This is a genomic window from Agromyces badenianii (assembly GCF_003070885.1).
Classification (GTDB): Bacteria; Actinomycetota; Actinomycetes; order Actinomycetales; family Microbacteriaceae; genus Agromyces; species Agromyces badenianii.
The window spans coordinates 1229841-1245416 of the sequence record NZ_CP028913.1 but is presented as its reverse complement, the minus strand read 5'-3'; the positions used below and the strand labels follow the sequence as shown (position 1 = coordinate 1245416).

At 69.6% G+C, this 15576-nt stretch carries 14 protein-coding genes; 2 read left to right on the top strand and 12 right to left on the bottom strand.

Annotated elements, in window-relative coordinates:
• Positions 1-151: 151 nt before the first annotated feature.
• Positions 152-1453: a tyrosine--tRNA ligase gene (tyrS, locus tag DCE93_RS05925; protein ID WP_168186172.1), complete on the bottom strand. Its 1302-nt coding sequence runs from the start codon at positions 1451-1453 to the stop codon at positions 152-154.
• A gap of 108 nt (positions 1454-1561) precedes the next feature.
• Here tyrS and DCE93_RS05920 point away from each other — a divergent pair, with 108 nt between their 5' ends.
• Both DCE93_RS05920 and DCE93_RS05915 read left to right on the top strand, forming a co-directional pair.
• A complete protein-coding gene (locus DCE93_RS05920; RefSeq protein WP_108595070.1) occupies positions 1562-2167 on the top strand; it encodes a DNA-binding protein in 606 nt (201 codons plus the stop codon).
• Positions 2164-2766, top strand: a complete 603-nt coding sequence (locus DCE93_RS05915; RefSeq protein WP_108595069.1) for a hypothetical protein — start codon at positions 2164-2166, stop codon at positions 2764-2766. Before DCE93_RS05920 ends, DCE93_RS05915 begins: the two co-directional genes overlap by 4 nt.
• Positions 2767-2769: 3 nt before the next feature.
• Here DCE93_RS05915 and DCE93_RS05910 read toward each other — a convergent pair whose 3' ends face one another.
• The 11 genes from DCE93_RS05910 to DCE93_RS05860 form a co-directional block, all read right to left on the bottom strand.
• Positions 2770-3384: a DNA-3-methyladenine glycosylase gene (locus tag DCE93_RS05910; RefSeq protein WP_108595068.1), complete on the bottom strand. Its 615-nt coding sequence runs from the start codon at positions 3382-3384 to the stop codon at positions 2770-2772.
• Entirely contained in the window at positions 3384-4880 is a 1497-nt protein-coding gene (argH, locus tag DCE93_RS05905; protein WP_108595067.1) for an argininosuccinate lyase, read from the bottom strand. The genes DCE93_RS05910 and argH overlap by 1 nt, the downstream gene beginning before the upstream one ends.
• The gene (gene argF / locus DCE93_RS05900; protein ID WP_108595066.1) at positions 4880-5809 is read right to left on the bottom strand and encodes an ornithine carbamoyltransferase; all 930 of its coding nucleotides are present in this window, start codon (positions 5807-5809) and stop codon (positions 4880-4882) included. The genes argH and argF overlap by 1 nt, the downstream gene beginning before the upstream one ends.
• Before the next feature lie 66 nt (positions 5810-5875).
• Entirely contained in the window at positions 5876-7063 is a 1188-nt protein-coding gene (locus tag DCE93_RS05895; protein WP_108595065.1) for an acetylornithine transaminase, read from the bottom strand.
• The gene (gene argB, locus DCE93_RS05890; RefSeq protein ID WP_108595064.1) at positions 7060-7962 is read right to left on the bottom strand and encodes an acetylglutamate kinase; all 903 of its coding nucleotides are present in this window, start codon (positions 7960-7962) and stop codon (positions 7060-7062) included. The genes DCE93_RS05895 and argB overlap by 4 nt, the downstream gene beginning before the upstream one ends.
• Before the next feature lie 2 nt (positions 7963-7964).
• Entirely contained in the window at positions 7965-9116 is a 1152-nt protein-coding gene (argJ, locus tag DCE93_RS05885; RefSeq protein WP_108595063.1) for a bifunctional glutamate N-acetyltransferase/amino-acid acetyltransferase ArgJ, read from the bottom strand.
• A complete protein-coding gene (gene argC, locus DCE93_RS05880) occupies positions 9113-10156 on the bottom strand; it encodes an N-acetyl-gamma-glutamyl-phosphate reductase (RefSeq protein WP_108595062.1) in 1044 nt (347 codons plus the stop codon). The genes argJ and argC overlap by 4 nt, the downstream gene beginning before the upstream one ends.
• Positions 10157-10372: 216 nt before the next feature.
• Complete coding sequence (pheT, locus tag DCE93_RS05875) at positions 10373-12898, bottom strand: phenylalanine--tRNA ligase subunit beta (protein ID WP_108595061.1); 2526 nt, start codon at positions 12896-12898, stop codon at positions 10373-10375.
• Positions 12899-12901: 3 nt separating this feature from the next.
• Entirely contained in the window at positions 12902-13942 is a 1041-nt protein-coding gene (pheS, locus tag DCE93_RS05870) for a phenylalanine--tRNA ligase subunit alpha (protein WP_108595060.1), read from the bottom strand.
• A gap of 60 nt (positions 13943-14002) precedes the next feature.
• Complete coding sequence (locus DCE93_RS05865) at positions 14003-14929, bottom strand: amino acid ABC transporter permease (protein ID WP_108595059.1); 927 nt, start codon at positions 14927-14929, stop codon at positions 14003-14005.
• A complete protein-coding gene (locus DCE93_RS05860; protein ID WP_108595058.1) occupies positions 14926-15573 on the bottom strand; it encodes an amino acid ABC transporter permease in 648 nt (215 codons plus the stop codon). The genes DCE93_RS05865 and DCE93_RS05860 overlap by 4 nt, the downstream gene beginning before the upstream one ends.
• Positions 15574-15576 lie beyond the last annotated feature (3 nt).

Genomic DNA, 15576 nt, shown 5'->3' with positions numbered 1-15576 from the left:
GTGGGGCAACGAGTGATTACATTACGTGGAATCCGGGGGGCGTGCAACTTCCGGCTGCATCCCGGGCGTGTCGCGCGCTGAGGCCCGAAAAACAAGGGCTCCGGGCGCCCACCGAAGTGCGCGACCGGAGCCCTGAAGAGCGTCGAAACGACTACTTCACGAAGATTCCCGCGAGGGTCTTCTTGCCGCGACGAAGCACCGCCATGCCGCCGGCGGTGATGCGACCGTCGAGCGTCGCCGCCTCGTCGTCGATGCGCACGTTGTCGAGCGACACCCCCCCTTGCGCGATCGCGCGCCGGCCCTCGCTCTGACTCGAGACCAGGCCGGTGTCGACGAGGAGCTGCACGATCGAGGCATCCGCAGTGCTCGTCGTGTTCGGCAGTTCGCGAAGGGCCGCCTCGAGCGTTGCGGGATCGAGCGCAGCGAGATCGCCCTGCCCGAACAGTGCGCGCGACGCCGCGATGACCGCGTCGGTCGCGTCGGCTCCGTGCACCAGCGTGGTCACTTCCGAGGCGAGCACCCGCTGGGCCTCGCGCTTGAAGGGCTCGGTCTCGACGAGCTCTCCGAGTTGCTCGATGCGCTCTCGACTGAGGAACGTGAAGATCTTCAGCCGCGAGATGACATCGGCATCATCGGTGTTCAGCCAGAACTGGTAGAACGCGTACGGGCTGCACATCGAGGCATCCAGCCAGATCGCATTGCCCTCGCTCTTGCCGAACTTCGTGCCGTCGGCATTGGTCACGAGCGGGGTGCCGATCGCGTGCACGCTCGCGCCCTCGACCCGATGGATGAGATCGGTGCCGCTCGTGAGGTTGCCCCACTGGTCGCTGCCGCCGGTCTGCAGCACGCAGCCGTGCTGGCGGTAGAGCTCGAGGTAGTCGAAGCCCTGCAGGATCTGGTAGCTGAACTCGGTGTAGCTGATGCCGGCGTCGGAGTTGAGCCGCGACGCGACCGCGTCCTTCTTCAGCATCGTGCCGACTCGGTAGTGCTTGCCGATGTCACGCAGGAAGTCGATGGCGGAGAGCCCGCCGGTCCAGTCGAGGTTGTTCACGAGCCGCACGGGGTTGCGGCCCTCGGCGGAGAGGAACCTCGAGACCTGGCCCTGGAGGTACCCGACCCACTCGGCGACGGTCTCCTTGGTGTTGAGCGTGCGTTCGGCCGTCGGCCTCGGATCACCGATCAGGCCCGTCGAACCGCCGACCAGGCCGAGCGGCCTGTGGCCGGCGAGCTGGAGGCGCCGCATCACGAGGAGCTGCACGAGATTGCCGAGGTGCAGGCTCGGTGCCGTCGGGTCGAATCCGCAGTAGTACGTGATCGGCTCGCCCGCGAGAAGCTCCTTCAGCGCAGCCTGATCGGTCGACACGTGCACGAGGCCGCGCCAGACGAGCTCTTCCCAGACGTCTGCGAAGGAGGCGTCGTTCTGCTGGGTACTGAGGATCGTGGGGTCTGACACTCCGTCAGGGTACCAGCGGATGGATTAGGTTCCACCTCTAACCGATTCGAGATTAATGATCTATGCTTATCTTGTACGAGATAAAGCTTGCATACTGAAGGAGCCGGAATGATCGTCGTCACCGCCGACCAGGTCGCCAGCCGCACGCATGCCGATCTCGCAGGCGCCGCGCGCGATCGAATCCAGCGCGAGCACGGCGACGAACTCCTCCTGCCGGTCGCCCGCAACGCGGGCGACGAGATCCAGCTGATCACCTCCGACGCGCGAACAGTGGTCGACGTCGTCTTCGAGCTCACACGCGACGGAGCGTGGAGCGTCGGGATCGGCTGCGGCGAGGTGCGAACGCCCCTTCCGGCCGACATCCGGGAGGCGAGCGGCGAGGCGTTCTTCGCCGCACGCGACGCGGTCGAGCGCGCCAAGAAGAGCTCGCCACGGCTCGCGATCGAAGCAGCGCACGAGGACGCCGCGCACGTCGAGGCGCTGTTCAAGCTCGCCCTCCTCCTGCGCGAGCGCCGATCCGACCAGGGGTGGGAAGTGTACGACCGCATCGTCGCAGGTGCACTGCAGTCGGACATCGCCGATGAGCTCGGGGTGAGCGCGCCGGCGATCAGCTCGCGCATGAAATCCGCCAACATCCGTGCGGAGCTCGACGCCGTGCCCGCGCTCGCTAGGCTGCTCGAGAACCTCGATACCTCCACGGGAGCCCGCGCATGAATCTCATCGTCGTCGCCGACGCCATCACCTGGACGGCTCTGGTGGTCTCACTGCTCGCGGCCGCTGCCCTCTCGGTGCTCGCATACCTTCGGCCGCGCCGCACGTACATCTGGTTCGCCGTCGGCACCCTCGCCGTCGCGCTCCTCGCCGCGGCATCGGCCACCGGCCCGGCGCAGTTCGGACTCGCACCGCTCATCACGGTGCTCGGGCTCACCGTCGCGATCTTCGGCGGCAGCCCCGCCGCGGCCACCGCCCTCGATCTCGCGATGGGCACGACGGTGGCACCGGGCCTGCACGGCGGCATCATCGTCGCCGAGAAGCGCTCGGCCGATGAGGAGCACCGAGGAGTGCAGCCCAGCGGTCGACGCGAAGTGCTGCGCGGCGGACTCACCATCGGCGTGCTCGAGCGCATCGGCTCTGCGGGCGCGATCATCGCGGGCTTTCCCGAAGCGCTGGCGATCGTCGTCGCCGTCAAGGGTGTCGGCCGCTTCACCGAGCTCGAAGCACCCGAGGCGCGCGAGCGCTTCATCATCGGCACCTTCGCGAGCCTCATCTGGGCCTGCGCGGCGGCGCTCGTCGTGCATCTCGCGGTGCGCTGAGCCTCACTCCGCCGCGAGCTTGTGCCGACGGTAGGGCGAGACCCCTTCGTCGCCCGGCAACCAGAATCGCCAGGGGTACCGTGACCCGCCGCCCTCACCGCCGACACCGGTGCGCGGGCCGCTGGCGTGATGCAACGGCGCGCGCGGCACGCGCAGCGTGAACGGCGCCGCGAGCAGGTCGCTGCCGCCCGCGTCGAGCGGCACCCCGAGTGCCTTCGCGAGACGGCCCGGACCTCGCGCGAGGTCGCGATCGTTCACCCCCGGGCGACGAAGCCTGGCGACCTCGATGCCGTCGACCACGGTCGCGCCGCGCATGAGCACACCCGATGAACTCCCCGCAGGGCGCGCCACGATGTTCAGGCACACGTGCATGCCGTAGCTGAAGTACGCGTACAGGTGCGCAGGGGCGCCGAACATGACCTCGTTTCGGGGCGTGCGACCCCTGAACGCGTGCGAACCCGGGTCTTCGCCGACGCCGCGGTACGCCTCGAGCTCCGAGAGTCGGATCGCCACCCGGCCATCCGGCGCGTCGTAGGCGAGCACCGCGCCCAGCAGAAGCGGCGCGAGTGCCACAGGGTCCTGTTCGAAGAACTCCCGGTCGGCGGCGACGAGTTCGATCAGCTGCGTGCCTCGGGCAATCCGGCGACGAGGTGCCGCACCCGATCGGCCAAGCGGGAGAACTGCTCGGCGACGCGCACGGGTGCGGTGCCGCCGATGCCGTCGCGACTCGCGACCGAGCCCTCGACCGTGAGCACCTCGCGCACGTCGGGGGTCAGGTGCGGCGAGATCGCCGCAAGCGCCTCGTCGTCGACGGCGTCGAGCTCGAGGGAGCGCTCCTCGGCGTACCGCACGAGCGCACCGGTGATCTCATGTGCGTCGCGGAAGGGCACCCGACGCTTCACGAGCCACTCGGCGACATCCGTGGCCAGTGAGAAGCCGGCCGGTGCAAGCTCGGCCATGCGATCGGTGTGGAAGGTGAGCGTCGCCACCATGCCGGTGAAGGCCGGCAGCAGCACCTCGAGCGTCTCGACCGAGTCGAAGACCGGCTCCTTGTCCTCTTGCAGGTCGCGGTTGTAGGCCAGCGGCAGTGCCTTGAGGGTCGCGAGCAGGCCGGTGAGGTTGCCGATGAGGCGGCCCGACTTGCCACGCGCGAGCTCGGCGATGTCGGGGTTCTTCTTCTGCGGCATGATCGACGAGCCCGTCGAGTAGCCGTCGTCGAGGGTGACGAACCCGAACTCGCGGGTGTTCCAGAGGATGATCTCCTCGGCGAAACGCGACAGATCGATGCCGATCATCGCCGCGACGAAGGCGAACTCGGCGACGACATCGCGGCTCGCCGTGGCGTCGATCGAGTTCTCGGCGGGGCCGGCGAGGCCGAGGTCGCGGGCGACGGATGCCGCATCGAGGCCGAGCGTCGAACCGGCGAGCGCACCCCCGCCGTAGGGCGAGACATCCGCCCGCTTCGTCCAGTCGACGAGGCGCTCGAGGTCACGGGACAGCGCCCACGCGTGAGCGAGCAGGTGATGCGCGAGGAGTACCGGCTGCGCGTGCTGCAGGTGGGTTCGCCCCGGCATGATCGCGGTGCGGTGAGCGTCGGCCTGGGCGGCGAGAGCGTCGATCAGGTGCACGAGCTCGCGTCCGATCGTCGCGGCGTGGTCTTTCAAGTAGAGGCGCACGAGGGTGGCGATCTGGTCGTTGCGGCTGCGGCCCGCACGGAGCTTGCCGCCGAGCTCGGAGCCAACGATGCCGATCAGCGCGGACTCGAGCGCGCCGTGCACGTCTTCATCCGCCTCACCGGCGACGATCTCACCGGAGATGACACGGGCCTCGAGCGAGTCGAGCCCCGCGAGCATGGCGTCGAGCTCGTCGGGTGCCAGGTAGCCGGCGGCGGCGAGCGCACGGGCGTGCGCTCGGGAACCGGCGAGGTCGTAGCCCGCGAGTTGCCAGTCGAAGTGCGTCGACTTCGAGAGTCGCTGCAGTTCGGGCGACGGCCCCGTCGCGAAGCGCGCACCCCAGAGCGAGCCCTCGTTGGTGCCGTGCGCGTCGCTCGAGCCGTGCGCGTCGCTCGAGCCCTGCGCGTCGGTCGCGCCCTGCGCGTCGGTCGCGTCGGCCATCAGGCGTCCTTCCTGGCGAGCAGCCACACGAGCAGCGCCTTCTGCGCGTGCAAGCGGTTCTCGGCTTCGTCCCAGATGATCGACTGCGGGCCGTCGATGACGTCGGCGGTCACCTCGTAGCCGCGGTCGGCGGGCAGGCAGTGCATGAACACCGCGTCGGATGCCGCGAGCGACATGAGTTCCTGGTCGACCTGGTAGCCGCCGAAGGTCGCCACGCGGTGCGCCTTCTCCTCCTCTTTGCCCATCGACACCCACGTGTCGGTCACGACGACGTCGGCGCCGGTGGCCGATTCGCGAGCGTCGGTGAGCACTGCGATCGATCCACCCGTGCGTGCGGCGATGCGCTCGGCATCGGCGACGACGGATGCCTCGGGCGCGAACTCGGCGGGGGCCGCGAGTCGCACATGCATGCCGGCGGTCGCACCGGCGAGGAGGTAGGACTGGGCCATGTTGCTGCGGCCGTCGCCGAGGAACGTGACCGTGAGCCCCGCGAGGCGGCCCTTGTGCTCGCGGATGGTCAGCAGGTCGGCGAGCAGCTGACAGGGGTGGAAGTCGTCGGAGAGGGCGTTGACGACCGGAACGGTGGTGCCGGCCGCCATCTCCTCGAGTCCGGACTGGGCATAGGTGCGCCAGACGATCGCCGAGACCATGCGCTCGAGCACGCGTGCGGTGTCGGCGGGGGTCTCCTTGCCACCGAGCTGGCTGTTCGCGGTCGAGATGATGAGGGGTGACCCGCCGAGGTCGGCGATGCCGACCGCGAAGGAGACCCGCGTACGGGTCGAGGACTTGTCGAAGATCACGGCGACGGTCTGCGGGCCCGCGAGCGGGGTCTGCGACCAACGGTCGGCCTTCAGCTGCTCGGCGAGGTCGAGGATCTCGGTCTGCTCTGCTTGGGTGAGGTCGTCATCCCTGAGGAAGTGGCGGGTCATGGGCGGTCGTCCGTTTCCTGGTGAAGTCGTGAAGTCGTGAAGTCGTGAGTTCGTGAAAGGCGTGGGTCAGTCGGCGTGAGCAGCCGCGAGGGCACGCGCGAACCGCACCGCAAACTCGTCGATCTCGGCATCGCCGATGATGAGCGGCGGCGCGAGGCGGATGGTGTGGTCGTTGGCGGCGTTCACGATCAACCCTTCGCGCATCGAGTGGGCCACGACCTCGCCGGCGAGCGGCTCGGTGAGGGCGACGCCGATGAGCAGGCCGCGGCCGCGCGTACCGCCGACGAGCGGCGACCCGATGGCCGCGATGCGCTCCCGGATCTGCGGGCCGCGCGCGGCGGCATTGGCGACGAGTCCGGCGCGTTCGATCTCGCCGAGCACCGCGTTCGAGACCGCGGTCGCAAGCGGGTTGCCGCCGAAGGTCGAGCCGTGCTGCCCCTTCTGGAACAGGTCGGACGCACGGCCGAACGTGACGAGCCCGCCGATCGGCATGCCGCCGCCGATGCCCTTGGCGACGGTGATCGCGTCGGGCATTATGCCGGCGTGCTGGAAACCGAACCACTCACCGGTGCGGCCGGCGCCCGTCTGGATCTCGTCGACGATGAGCAGCGCGCCATGACGCTCGGTGGTCGCGCGCGCCGCCTCGAGGAACCCCGCAGGCAGTTCGACGACACCGGCCTCGCCCTGGATGGGTTCGACGAACAACGCGGCGACGGCGTCGTCGATGGATGCCTCGAGTGCCTCGATCGTCGCCGGGATGTGCTCCACTCCCCCGGCCATCGGCTCGAACGGTGCGCGCATGTGCGGCTTGCCGGTCAGGGCGAGCGAACCCATCGTGCGCCCGTGGAAGGCGTCGACCAGGGCGAGGATGCGCGTACGCGCGCCGCCCGAGTTGTTGAGCCGCGCCAGCTTGAACGCCGCCTCATTGGCTTCGGCGCCCGAGTTGCCGAACCAGGCACGCCCGTCGGACCCGGCGCCGGCCAGCCGCACGATGCGTTCGGCGAGTTCGAGCGTCGGCTCGGTGGTGAAGTAGTTCGACACGTGCGCGAGCTTCGAGGCCTGGGCCGTGACGGCCTCCACGAAGGCGGGGTGCGCGTGCCCGAGCGAGTTCACCGCGATGCCGGCGAGGAAATCGAGGTAGGTCGTGCCCGCGGCATCCGTCACCCATGCGCCGGTGCCGTGCTCGAGCTTTGCGAGGGGCCTGCCGATCGAGCGCATGATGCGATCGTCGAAGCGCTGCTGCCAGTCACTCATGCCGCCACCACCTCCGTGCCGATGCCCGACTGCGTGAAGATCTCGAGCAGGATCGAGTGCGGAATGCGCCCGTCGATGATCGCGGCCTTCGCCACCCCGCTCTCGACGGCCTCGAGGCACGCCGTCATCTTCGGGATCATGCCCGATTCGAGGCTCGGCAGGAGTTCGACGAGCTCGGGGACGTCGATGACCGACACGAGCGAATCGCGGTTCGGCCAGTCTCGGTAGAGGCCGGCGACATCGGTGAGGATCACGAGCTTCGCCGCGCCGAGCGCCACCGCGAGTGCGGCAGCCGCCGAGTCGGCGTTCACGTTGAGCGACTGCCCGGTCACATCGCCGTCGGGGGCGATCGAGGAGACCACGGGGATCCGCTCGGCATCGAGTTCGGCGAGCACCGCGGCCGGGTCGACCGCGACGACATCGCCGACGAGTCCGAGGTCGACCTCTTCACCGTCGACGACGGCACCGCGCCGGCGACCGGTGAAGAGCCCGGCATCTTCGCCCGAGAGACCAGAGGCGAGCGGGCCGTGCTCGTTGATCAGCGAGACGAGCTCACGATTCACCTGCCCCGAGAGCACCATGCGCACGACATCCATGGTCTCTGGAGTCGTGACGCGGTAGCCGCCGCGGAACTCGCTCGGGATGCCGAGCCGCTCGAGCATCGCCGAGATCTGCGGCCCGCCGCCGTGCACGACGACGGGCTTGATGCCCGCGTAGCGCAGGTAGACCATGTCTTCGGCGAAGGCCCGCTGCAGTTCGGGGCTCACCATGGCGTTGCCGCCGAACTTCACGACGATCGTCTCGCCGTGGAATCGCTTCAACCACGGCAGCGAATCGATCAGCACCTGCGCTTTCGCGGGGGCGTCGTTCGTATCATCGAATTCTGTGTCGTCGCTCATGCTCAACTCGCGTAGGCGCTGTTCTCGTGCACGTACTCGTGCGTGAGATCGTTCGTGAAGATGGTGGCGGATGCCTCGCCGGCGTGCAGCTCGATGAGCACGTGCGTGGCTCGCGGCGTGAGATCGACCTGGTCGCGGGGCGCGTCGGGCCGCCCGGCGTGGCAGACGCGCACGCCGTTCATCGAGACGTCGACGAGGTAGGGGTCGAAGGGTGCGCTCGTCGTGCCGATCGCCGCGAGCACCCGGCCCCAGTTCGGGTCGTTGCCGAAGATCGCCGCCTTGAAGAGGTTGTTGCGGGCGACCGAACGGCCGACCTCGACGGCATCGTCTTCGGTCTCGGCCCCGACGACCTCGATCGCGATGTCGTGGCTCGCGCCCTCGGCGTCGGCCTGGAGCTGCAGCGCGAGACTGCGGCAGGCTTCGGTGAGCGCAGCGGTGAACTCGGCGACGTCGGGCGTGACACCGGATGCCCCGGACGCGAGCAACGACACCTGGTCGTTCGTCGACATGCAGCCGTCGGAGTCGAGCCGGTCGAAGGTCACCCGAGTCGCGGCGCGGAGCGCGGAGTCGAGGTCGGACGCGGGGAGCGCTGCATCCGTCGTCACGACCACCAGCATCGTCGCGAGCCCGGGTGCCAGCATGCCGGCCCCTTTGGCGATGCCGCCGATCGACCACCCCTCGCCCTCGACGACGACCTGCTTCGGCGTCGTGTCGGTCGTCATGATCGCCCGCGCCGCGTCGTCGCCGCCGTCGGCGGAGAGCCGGGCGATCGCCGACACGACGCCCTCTTCGAGGATCTCGCCGTCGAGCTGGTCGCCGATGAGCCCGGTCGAGCACACGAGCACGTCACCCGCCGCGACCCCGAGCCCGGAGGCCACGGCCTCCGCCGTGCGGTGGGTGACCTGGAAGCCCTCTGGGCCGGTGAAGCAGTTCGCGCCGCCCGAATTGAGCACGATCGCCGAGACGATGCCATCGGCGGCGACCTGCTTGGACCAGATGATCGGGTTCGCCTGCGCGCGGTTCGCGGTGAACACGACCGCCGCCTGCTGCGACGGGCCGCGGTTCACGACGAGCGCCAGGTCGAGCGCCCCGGTGCGCTTGATGCCGGCGGCGACACCGGCCGCCTCGAATCCCTGCGGATGGGTGACGGTCACGGGGCGACTCCGTTCACGGGAAGGCCGGTCGACTCGGTGAGGCCGAGCGCGATGTTCGCGGACTGGATGGCGGCACCCGCGGTGCCCTTCACGAGGTTGTCGACGGCGGCGACGACGACCACGCGGCCCGCGTTCTCGTCGATCTGGAGGCCGAGCAGGGCCGTGTTCGCACCGAGCACGTCGGCCGTGCGCGGAAACTGGCCCTCGGGCAGCAGCTGCACGAAGCTCTCGCCCGCGTAAGCGTCTTCCCACGCCGATCGAACCGACGCGGCATCCGTGCCCGGCACGATTCTCGCCGTGGACGTCGCGAGGATGCCCCTGGCCATCGGCACGATGACGGGAGTGAACGAGATCGTGGGGTGCGCCCCGCCGGCCCAGCGCAACGCCTGCTGGATCTCGGGGATGTGACGGTGCACCCCGCCGACCGAGTAGGGGTTCGCCGAGCCGAGGATCTCGGACCCGAGCAGGTGCGCCTTGAGGCTCTTGCCGGCACCCGAGGGCCCGACCGCGAGCACGGCGACGAGGTCGGCCGCCTCGATGACGCCGGCGCGGATGCCCGGCGCGAGCGACAGCGCCACCGTCGATGCGTTGCAGCCCGGTGCGGCGATGCGCTTCGTCTTCGCGAGCCGGTCGCGCTGCGTGCCCGACAGGCGAGGCAGCTCGGGCACGCCGTAGGTCCACCCCTCGTGGAACTCGCCGCCGTAGAACGACGCCCAGTCGGCCTTGCTCTCGAGCCGGTGGTCGGCACCGCAGTCGATGACGAGCGTCTCGGCGGAGAGCTCGGCGGCGATCGCACCGGATGCCCCGTGCGGGAGGGCGAGGAACACGATGTCGTGACCGGCGAGGTTCTCGGCGGTCGTGTCCTTCAATGTGAGGTGGGTGTAGCTGCGCAGGTGCGGCTGCACCGCGATGAGCGGCTGCCCCGCATTGGAGTGCGCGGTCACGGTGCGCACGTCGAAATGAGGATGGTCGGCGAGGAGGCGAAGGATCTCGCCTCCGGCATAGCCGGACGCGCCAGAGACGGCGACGGAGAACGTCATGAATCCACCTTAAAGGTCGAAGCGGTCGAGGGATGGCTCCGGCGACACCTGCTGACGGCTTCGTGGCCGCATGCGGGGTCGCCTAGAGTCGGCGCTCGCCACGACGTCGGCTGCGCACCACGACGACACGCGTGACGCGTGCGGGGGCTGCGAACCGAGCGGTGGACATGCTGCGACCTTACCGGCCGCGCGCCGGACAGTGCAAACGCGCGGCACTCATTCGCGAATGGTCGCCCCGACGCGCTCGTGCGCGAGCGCCGCACCGGCGAGCTTCGCCTCGCTCGCCTCGGCGGCCGTCAGCGTGCGGTCGGCGGCGCGGAACCTCAGCGCGAACGTGAGGCTCTTCGCGCCGGCCGGCACGCCCTGGCCGCGATAGTCGTCGACGACCGCGAGGTGCTCGAGCAGCTCGCCGGCCCCCTCGCGGATCGCGGCCGCGACCTCGGCGGCGGCCGCGTCGACGGGAACGATGAGCGAGAGGTCCTGCGTCGCCGCGGGCAGCGTGCCGATGGCGTGCGCCTCGACGGCGGGCTCGGTCAGGGCGATGACGGCATCGAGGTCGAGCTCGACGAGCGCCACGACGCGCGGCAGGTCTGCGTCGGCGGCGATCGTCGGCAACAGCTCGCCGGCGAATCCGACGACAGTGCCCGAAACTCGGAGCTCCGCGGTGCGGCCGGGATGCATCGCCTGGTGCGAGCCCTGCACGGCCTCGATGCGGGCGCCCGTCGCGAGCTCGACCTGGCGCACCACGTCGAGCGCGTCGGCGATGCCGGCGTGCACGGCGAACTGCCCCGGCTGCTTCGCCACGACATCGCCGACGATGAGCGCACCGAGATGACGCGGCTGCGGCGGAATGCCGGCGTCGAGCGCGGCGAGCACCTCGTCGCCGGGCTTCTCGTTGCCGACGGGAAGCTCGGCCGAGCCGTAGCTGCGACCCTGCTCGGGCAGGAACACCGTGCCGATCTCGAAGAGATCGAGGTCGGTGAGTCCGCGCGAGAGGTTGCGACGCGCGGCACCGATGAGTCCGGGCACGAGGGAACGACGCAGGAACGGCGCCGTCTGGTCGAGCGCGTTCGCGATGCGCACGGAGGCGACTAGCGCTCCGTCGGCGCTGCCGAACAGGGCGTTCTCGGATTCCGAGGCGAACGGAAAGGAGAGCACCTCGGTCGACCCGGCTGCGGCCAGCGTGTCGGCGGTGCGACGACGAAGCCGCTGCGACCGGGTGAGGCCGCGACCGGGGGGCGCGACGGGCAGTACCGAGGGGATGCGGTCGTAGCCGATGAGTCGGGCGACCTCCTCCGCGAGTTCTTCGCGGCCCGTGAGGTCGGGGCGCCACGCGGGCGGCACGACCGAGAATCCGCCATCGACCGCTGTGATGGCGCCGCCGATCTCGGCGAGAGCGTCATGCACCTCGGCCTCGGTGTACTCGACTCCGATGATCGCCGAGACGAAGCCGTGCGGGAGGAGGATCGCCTGCCGATCCGGAGTGGTCTGGATCAGCGAGCCGCCGTCGTCGGCCGTGCCGCCGGCGAGGTCGACCATGAGCTGCGCGACGCGCGAGACGGCCGCGGCCGCGATCTCGGGGTCGACGCCGCGCTCGTAGCGCTTGGCGGCCTCGCTCGGCAGCTTATGCCGGCGCGCGGTGCGGGCGATCGACACCGGGTCCCAGTTCGCCGCCTCGACGAGCACGTTGCGCGTCGCCTCGCTCATCTCGGTCTCGGCGCCGCCCATGACGCCGCCGAGGCCGATCGGGCCGCGGTCGTCGGTGACGACGAGGTCTTCGACGTGGAGCGTGCGCTCCTTGCCGTCGAGCGTCGTGAACTTCTCTCCGGGCGTCGCGCGTCGCACGACGAGACCGCCGCGCAGCTGGTCGAGGTCGTAGCCGTGGATCGGCTGGCCGAGCTCGAGCATGACGTAGTTGGTGATGTCGACGAGCACCGAGATCGAGCGGATGCCGGCGAGCTTCAGCCGAGCGATCATCCACGCCGGCGTCGGGCGGGTCGGGTCGACGCCGCGCACGATGCGCGTCGCGAAGACCGAGGAGCCGAGCCTGCCGCGGATCGGCGCGACATCGTCGATGACGACCGAGAAGGCGTCGGGCGAGACATCCACCGGCACCGCCTGCTCGACGGGGTCGCGGAACCGGGCCCCGGTCGCGTGCGCGTACTCGCGCGCGACCCCGCGGATCGAGAACGCGTAGCCGCGGTCGGGCGTGACGTTGATCTCGATCGCGGCGTCGTCGAGGCCGAGCAGCGCGATCGCGTCGGTGCCGACGGGCGCGTCGATGCCGAGGGTCGAGAGGCGCAGGATGCCGTCGTGGTCCTCGCCGAGGCCGAGCTCGCGCGCCGAGGCGATCATGCCGTCGGAGACGTGCCCGTAGGTCTTGCGCGCGGCGATCGGGAACGGGCCGGGCAGCACCGCACCGGGCAGCGTCACGACGACCTTGTCGCCGACGAAGAAGTTGCGGGCACCGCAGACGACGCCGTGCACGGCGGGGCCGCCGTCAGCCGCCGTCTCGCCGTCGGGGGCGACGCGCACCTGGCACCAGCGGATGGTCTTGCCGTTGGACTGCGCCTCCTCGACGAAGTCGAGCACCTCGCCGACGACGATCGGGCCCTCGAGGTCGAACGTGTGCACGTCCTCCTCTTCGAGGCCGACCTTGACGAGGGCGGCGTGCACGTCTTCGGGCGTCGTGCCCGGCACGAGTTCGACGTACTCGGCGAGCCAACTCAGTGGCACTCGCATGTTCTAGACCACCATTCCGAACTGCTGGGAGAAGCGAATGTCTCCCTCGACCATTTCGCGCATGTCCTGCACGTCGTTGCGGAGCATGAGCCCGCGCTCGATGCCCATGCCGAACGCGAACCCGGTGTAGACCTCGGGGTCGATGCCGGCCGCCTTCAGCACGTTGGGGTGCATCATGCCGCAGCCGCCCCACTCGATCCAGCGCGGCCCGTCTTTGAAGGTCGGGTGCCAGAAGTCGAGCTCGGCCGAGGGCTCGGTGAAGGGGAAGTAGCTCGGCCGCAGACGGATCTTCGCCTCGTCGCCGAAGATCGACTTCACGAATTGATCGAGGGTGCCCTTGAGGTGCGCCATCGTCAGCCCCTTGTCGACCGCGACGCCCTCGAACTGCATGAAGACGGGCAGGTGCGTCGCGTCGAACTCGTCGGTGCGGTAGACCCGGCCGGGAGCCAGCACGTAGAGCGGCAGCTCGCGCTCGAGCATCGAGCGGATCTGCACCGGGCTCGTGTGCGTGCGGAGCACGAGGTGCGCCTCAGGCGGGTCGACGAAGAAGGTGTCCTGCATCGCGCGCGCGGGGTGGTCGGCGTCGAAGTTCAGCGCGTCGAAGTTGAACCACTCGCTCTCGACTTCGGGCCCTTCGGCGATCTCCCAGCCCATGCCGGTGAACACGTCGCAGACCCGGTCTTGAAGAAGGGTGAGCGGATGCCGCGAACCCGGCCGGTACCGTGACGCCAGCGCCGTGACATCCACCGTCTCGGCCTCGAGTTGCGCGGCGGCCTCGGCCTCGAGGATCTCGGCCTCACGTGCGGCGAACGCTTGGCTCACCCGGCCGCGGGCACCACCGACGAGCTTGCCGAGGGCGGCCTTCTGCTCGCTGGGCACGTTGCGGAGCTCGGCGTTGAGCAGCGCGAGGGCCGACTTCTCGCCGGTGTGCTCGGTGCGGACCTGCTTCAGCGCGGCGGAGTCGCCCGCAGCGGCGATGGCCGCGAGGGCGGCGTCGACCGCCGCCTGGACGGCGGTCTCGGTGATTTCACGGGGCTCGGACACGAGAATCGAGTCTAGTCGCCCTCTGTCGCGGGCTTGGTGCCCGTGGATCGGCCCGACGGGTCAGAAACTGCCGGGCTGCGCATGCGACTGCTTCGCAGCGGCAGTGGCCTGTGCAACGAGCATCGCCTGGTTCGGGTCTTCAGGGTCCAGCCGCTTGCCGCTCGACTTCGACGCGGTGCGCTTCGACAGCCACCGCGCGAACCATGACAGCGTGAGGTTCATGATCAGGTACAGCACGAGGGTGACGACGAAGAGCGAGAACAGGTAGCGGTTGCCGTAGAAGCTGCCGAGGTTGTTCATGTTGACCCGCAGCAACTCGGAGTAGCCCACGATGTAGCCGAGCGACGTGTCTTTCAGCAGCACGACGAGCTGGGCGACGATGATCGGCAGCATCTGGCGGAACGCCTGCGGGAACTCGACGAGCATCTTCGACTGCAGGGGGCGCATGCCGAGGCTGAGGCCGGCCTCGCGCTGACCGCGCGGGAGGGCGGCGAGTCCGGCGCGGAGCGCCTCGCCGATGAGGGCGCCGTTGTAGAGGCTGAGCGCCGCGACCACTGCCCAGTACGCGCCGGTGTTCAGCACCAGCAGGATGAACAGCATCATGAGCAGCACCGGCATGCCGCGCAGGAACTCGAGCACGACCGTGGTCGGAATGCGGATCCATGCGATCTCGGAGCTGCGCAGGAGCGAGAACAGGATGCCGAGCGCGACCGCGAAGACCGAGGCGACGAGCGCCGCGCGCAACGTGCCGAGCACTCCGTCGGTGATGATGAACTGCCAGACCTCGGGATCGGCGAAGATGTCCCACCGGCTGGGGTCGAAGAACCCGGGAAGCGTGATGCCGCCGCTGTCGCGGGGCTGGGCGAGGGTCCACGCCATCCAGGCGAGGCCCGCGATGATGAGCACTCCCGCGATGATCGAGGAGGTCAGCGAGACGCGGCGCGCCTTGGGGCCAGGGGCATCGAAGAGGACCGATGAGTTGCTCATCGCTGCACCACCCATTTGCGTTCGAGTTGGGCCGCGAGCACGCCGAGCGGGATCGTGATCACCAGGTAGAGCGTCGCCGCGCCGAGGAGGATGGCGATGACGGCGTTGCCGTTCGCGTTCGCCAGCTCACGTGTCGCGGCGAACAGCTCGAAGACGAAGAATCCACCGGCGACCGAGGTGTTCTTCGTGAGCGCGATGAAGACGTTGATGAGCGGCGGGATCGTCATGCGGAACGCCTGCGGCATCACGACGAGGCTGACCGTCTGGCCGAAGCCGAGCCCGACGCTGCGAGCGGCCTCTGCCTGGCCGATCGGAACGCCGTTGATGCCGGAGCGGAGGGCCTCCGCCACGAAGGGCGAGGTGTAGACCGATAGACCGATCAGCGCGGCCGTGACGTAGTCGAGACGCGAGCCGAGGTACGGCAGGATGATCGCGCAGAAGAAGAGCACGAGGGTGAGCGGGGTGTTGCGCACCAACTCGGTGTACACGGTCGCGAACACGCGCAGCGACCCGACCGGCGAAATGCGCATCGCCGCGATGATCGTGCCGAGGATGAGCGCCGAGACGCCGCTCACGACGAGCAGCAGCAGGGTCATCCTGAAGCCCTCGAAGTAGGTCGGCAGGTTCTCGATGACGGCGTCCACGAG

What these genes read in the sequence shown, in the direction of transcription:
- DCE93_RS05865 (WP_108595059.1), bottom strand. Translation starts at nt 14,929, where the DNA reads ATGAGCAACTCATCGGTCCTCTTCGATGCCCCTGGCCCCAAGGCGCGC.
- argC (WP_108595062.1), bottom strand. Translation starts at nt 10,156, where the DNA reads ATGACGTTCTCCGTCGCCGTCTCTGGCGCGTCCGGCTATGCCGGAGGC.
- argH (WP_108595067.1), bottom strand. Translation starts at nt 4,880, where the DNA reads ATGGCCGACGCGACCGACGCGCAGGGCGCGACCGACGCGCAGGGCTCG.
- argB (WP_108595064.1), bottom strand. Translation starts at nt 7,962, where the DNA reads ATGAGCGACGACACAGAATTCGATGATACGAACGACGCCCCCGCGAAA.
- DCE93_RS05915 (WP_108595069.1), top strand. Translation starts at nt 2,164, where the DNA reads ATGAATCTCATCGTCGTCGCCGACGCCATCACCTGGACGGCTCTGGTG.
- pheT (WP_108595061.1), bottom strand. Translation starts at nt 12,898, where the DNA reads ATGCGAGTGCCACTGAGTTGGCTCGCCGAGTACGTCGAACTCGTGCCG.
- DCE93_RS05920 (WP_108595070.1), top strand. Translation starts at nt 1,562, where the DNA reads ATGATCGTCGTCACCGCCGACCAGGTCGCCAGCCGCACGCATGCCGAT.
- argF (WP_108595066.1), bottom strand. Translation starts at nt 5,809, where the DNA reads ATGACCCGCCACTTCCTCAGGGATGACGACCTCACCCAAGCAGAGCAG.
- DCE93_RS05895 (WP_108595065.1), bottom strand. Translation starts at nt 7,063, where the DNA reads ATGAGTGACTGGCAGCAGCGCTTCGACGATCGCATCATGCGCTCGATC.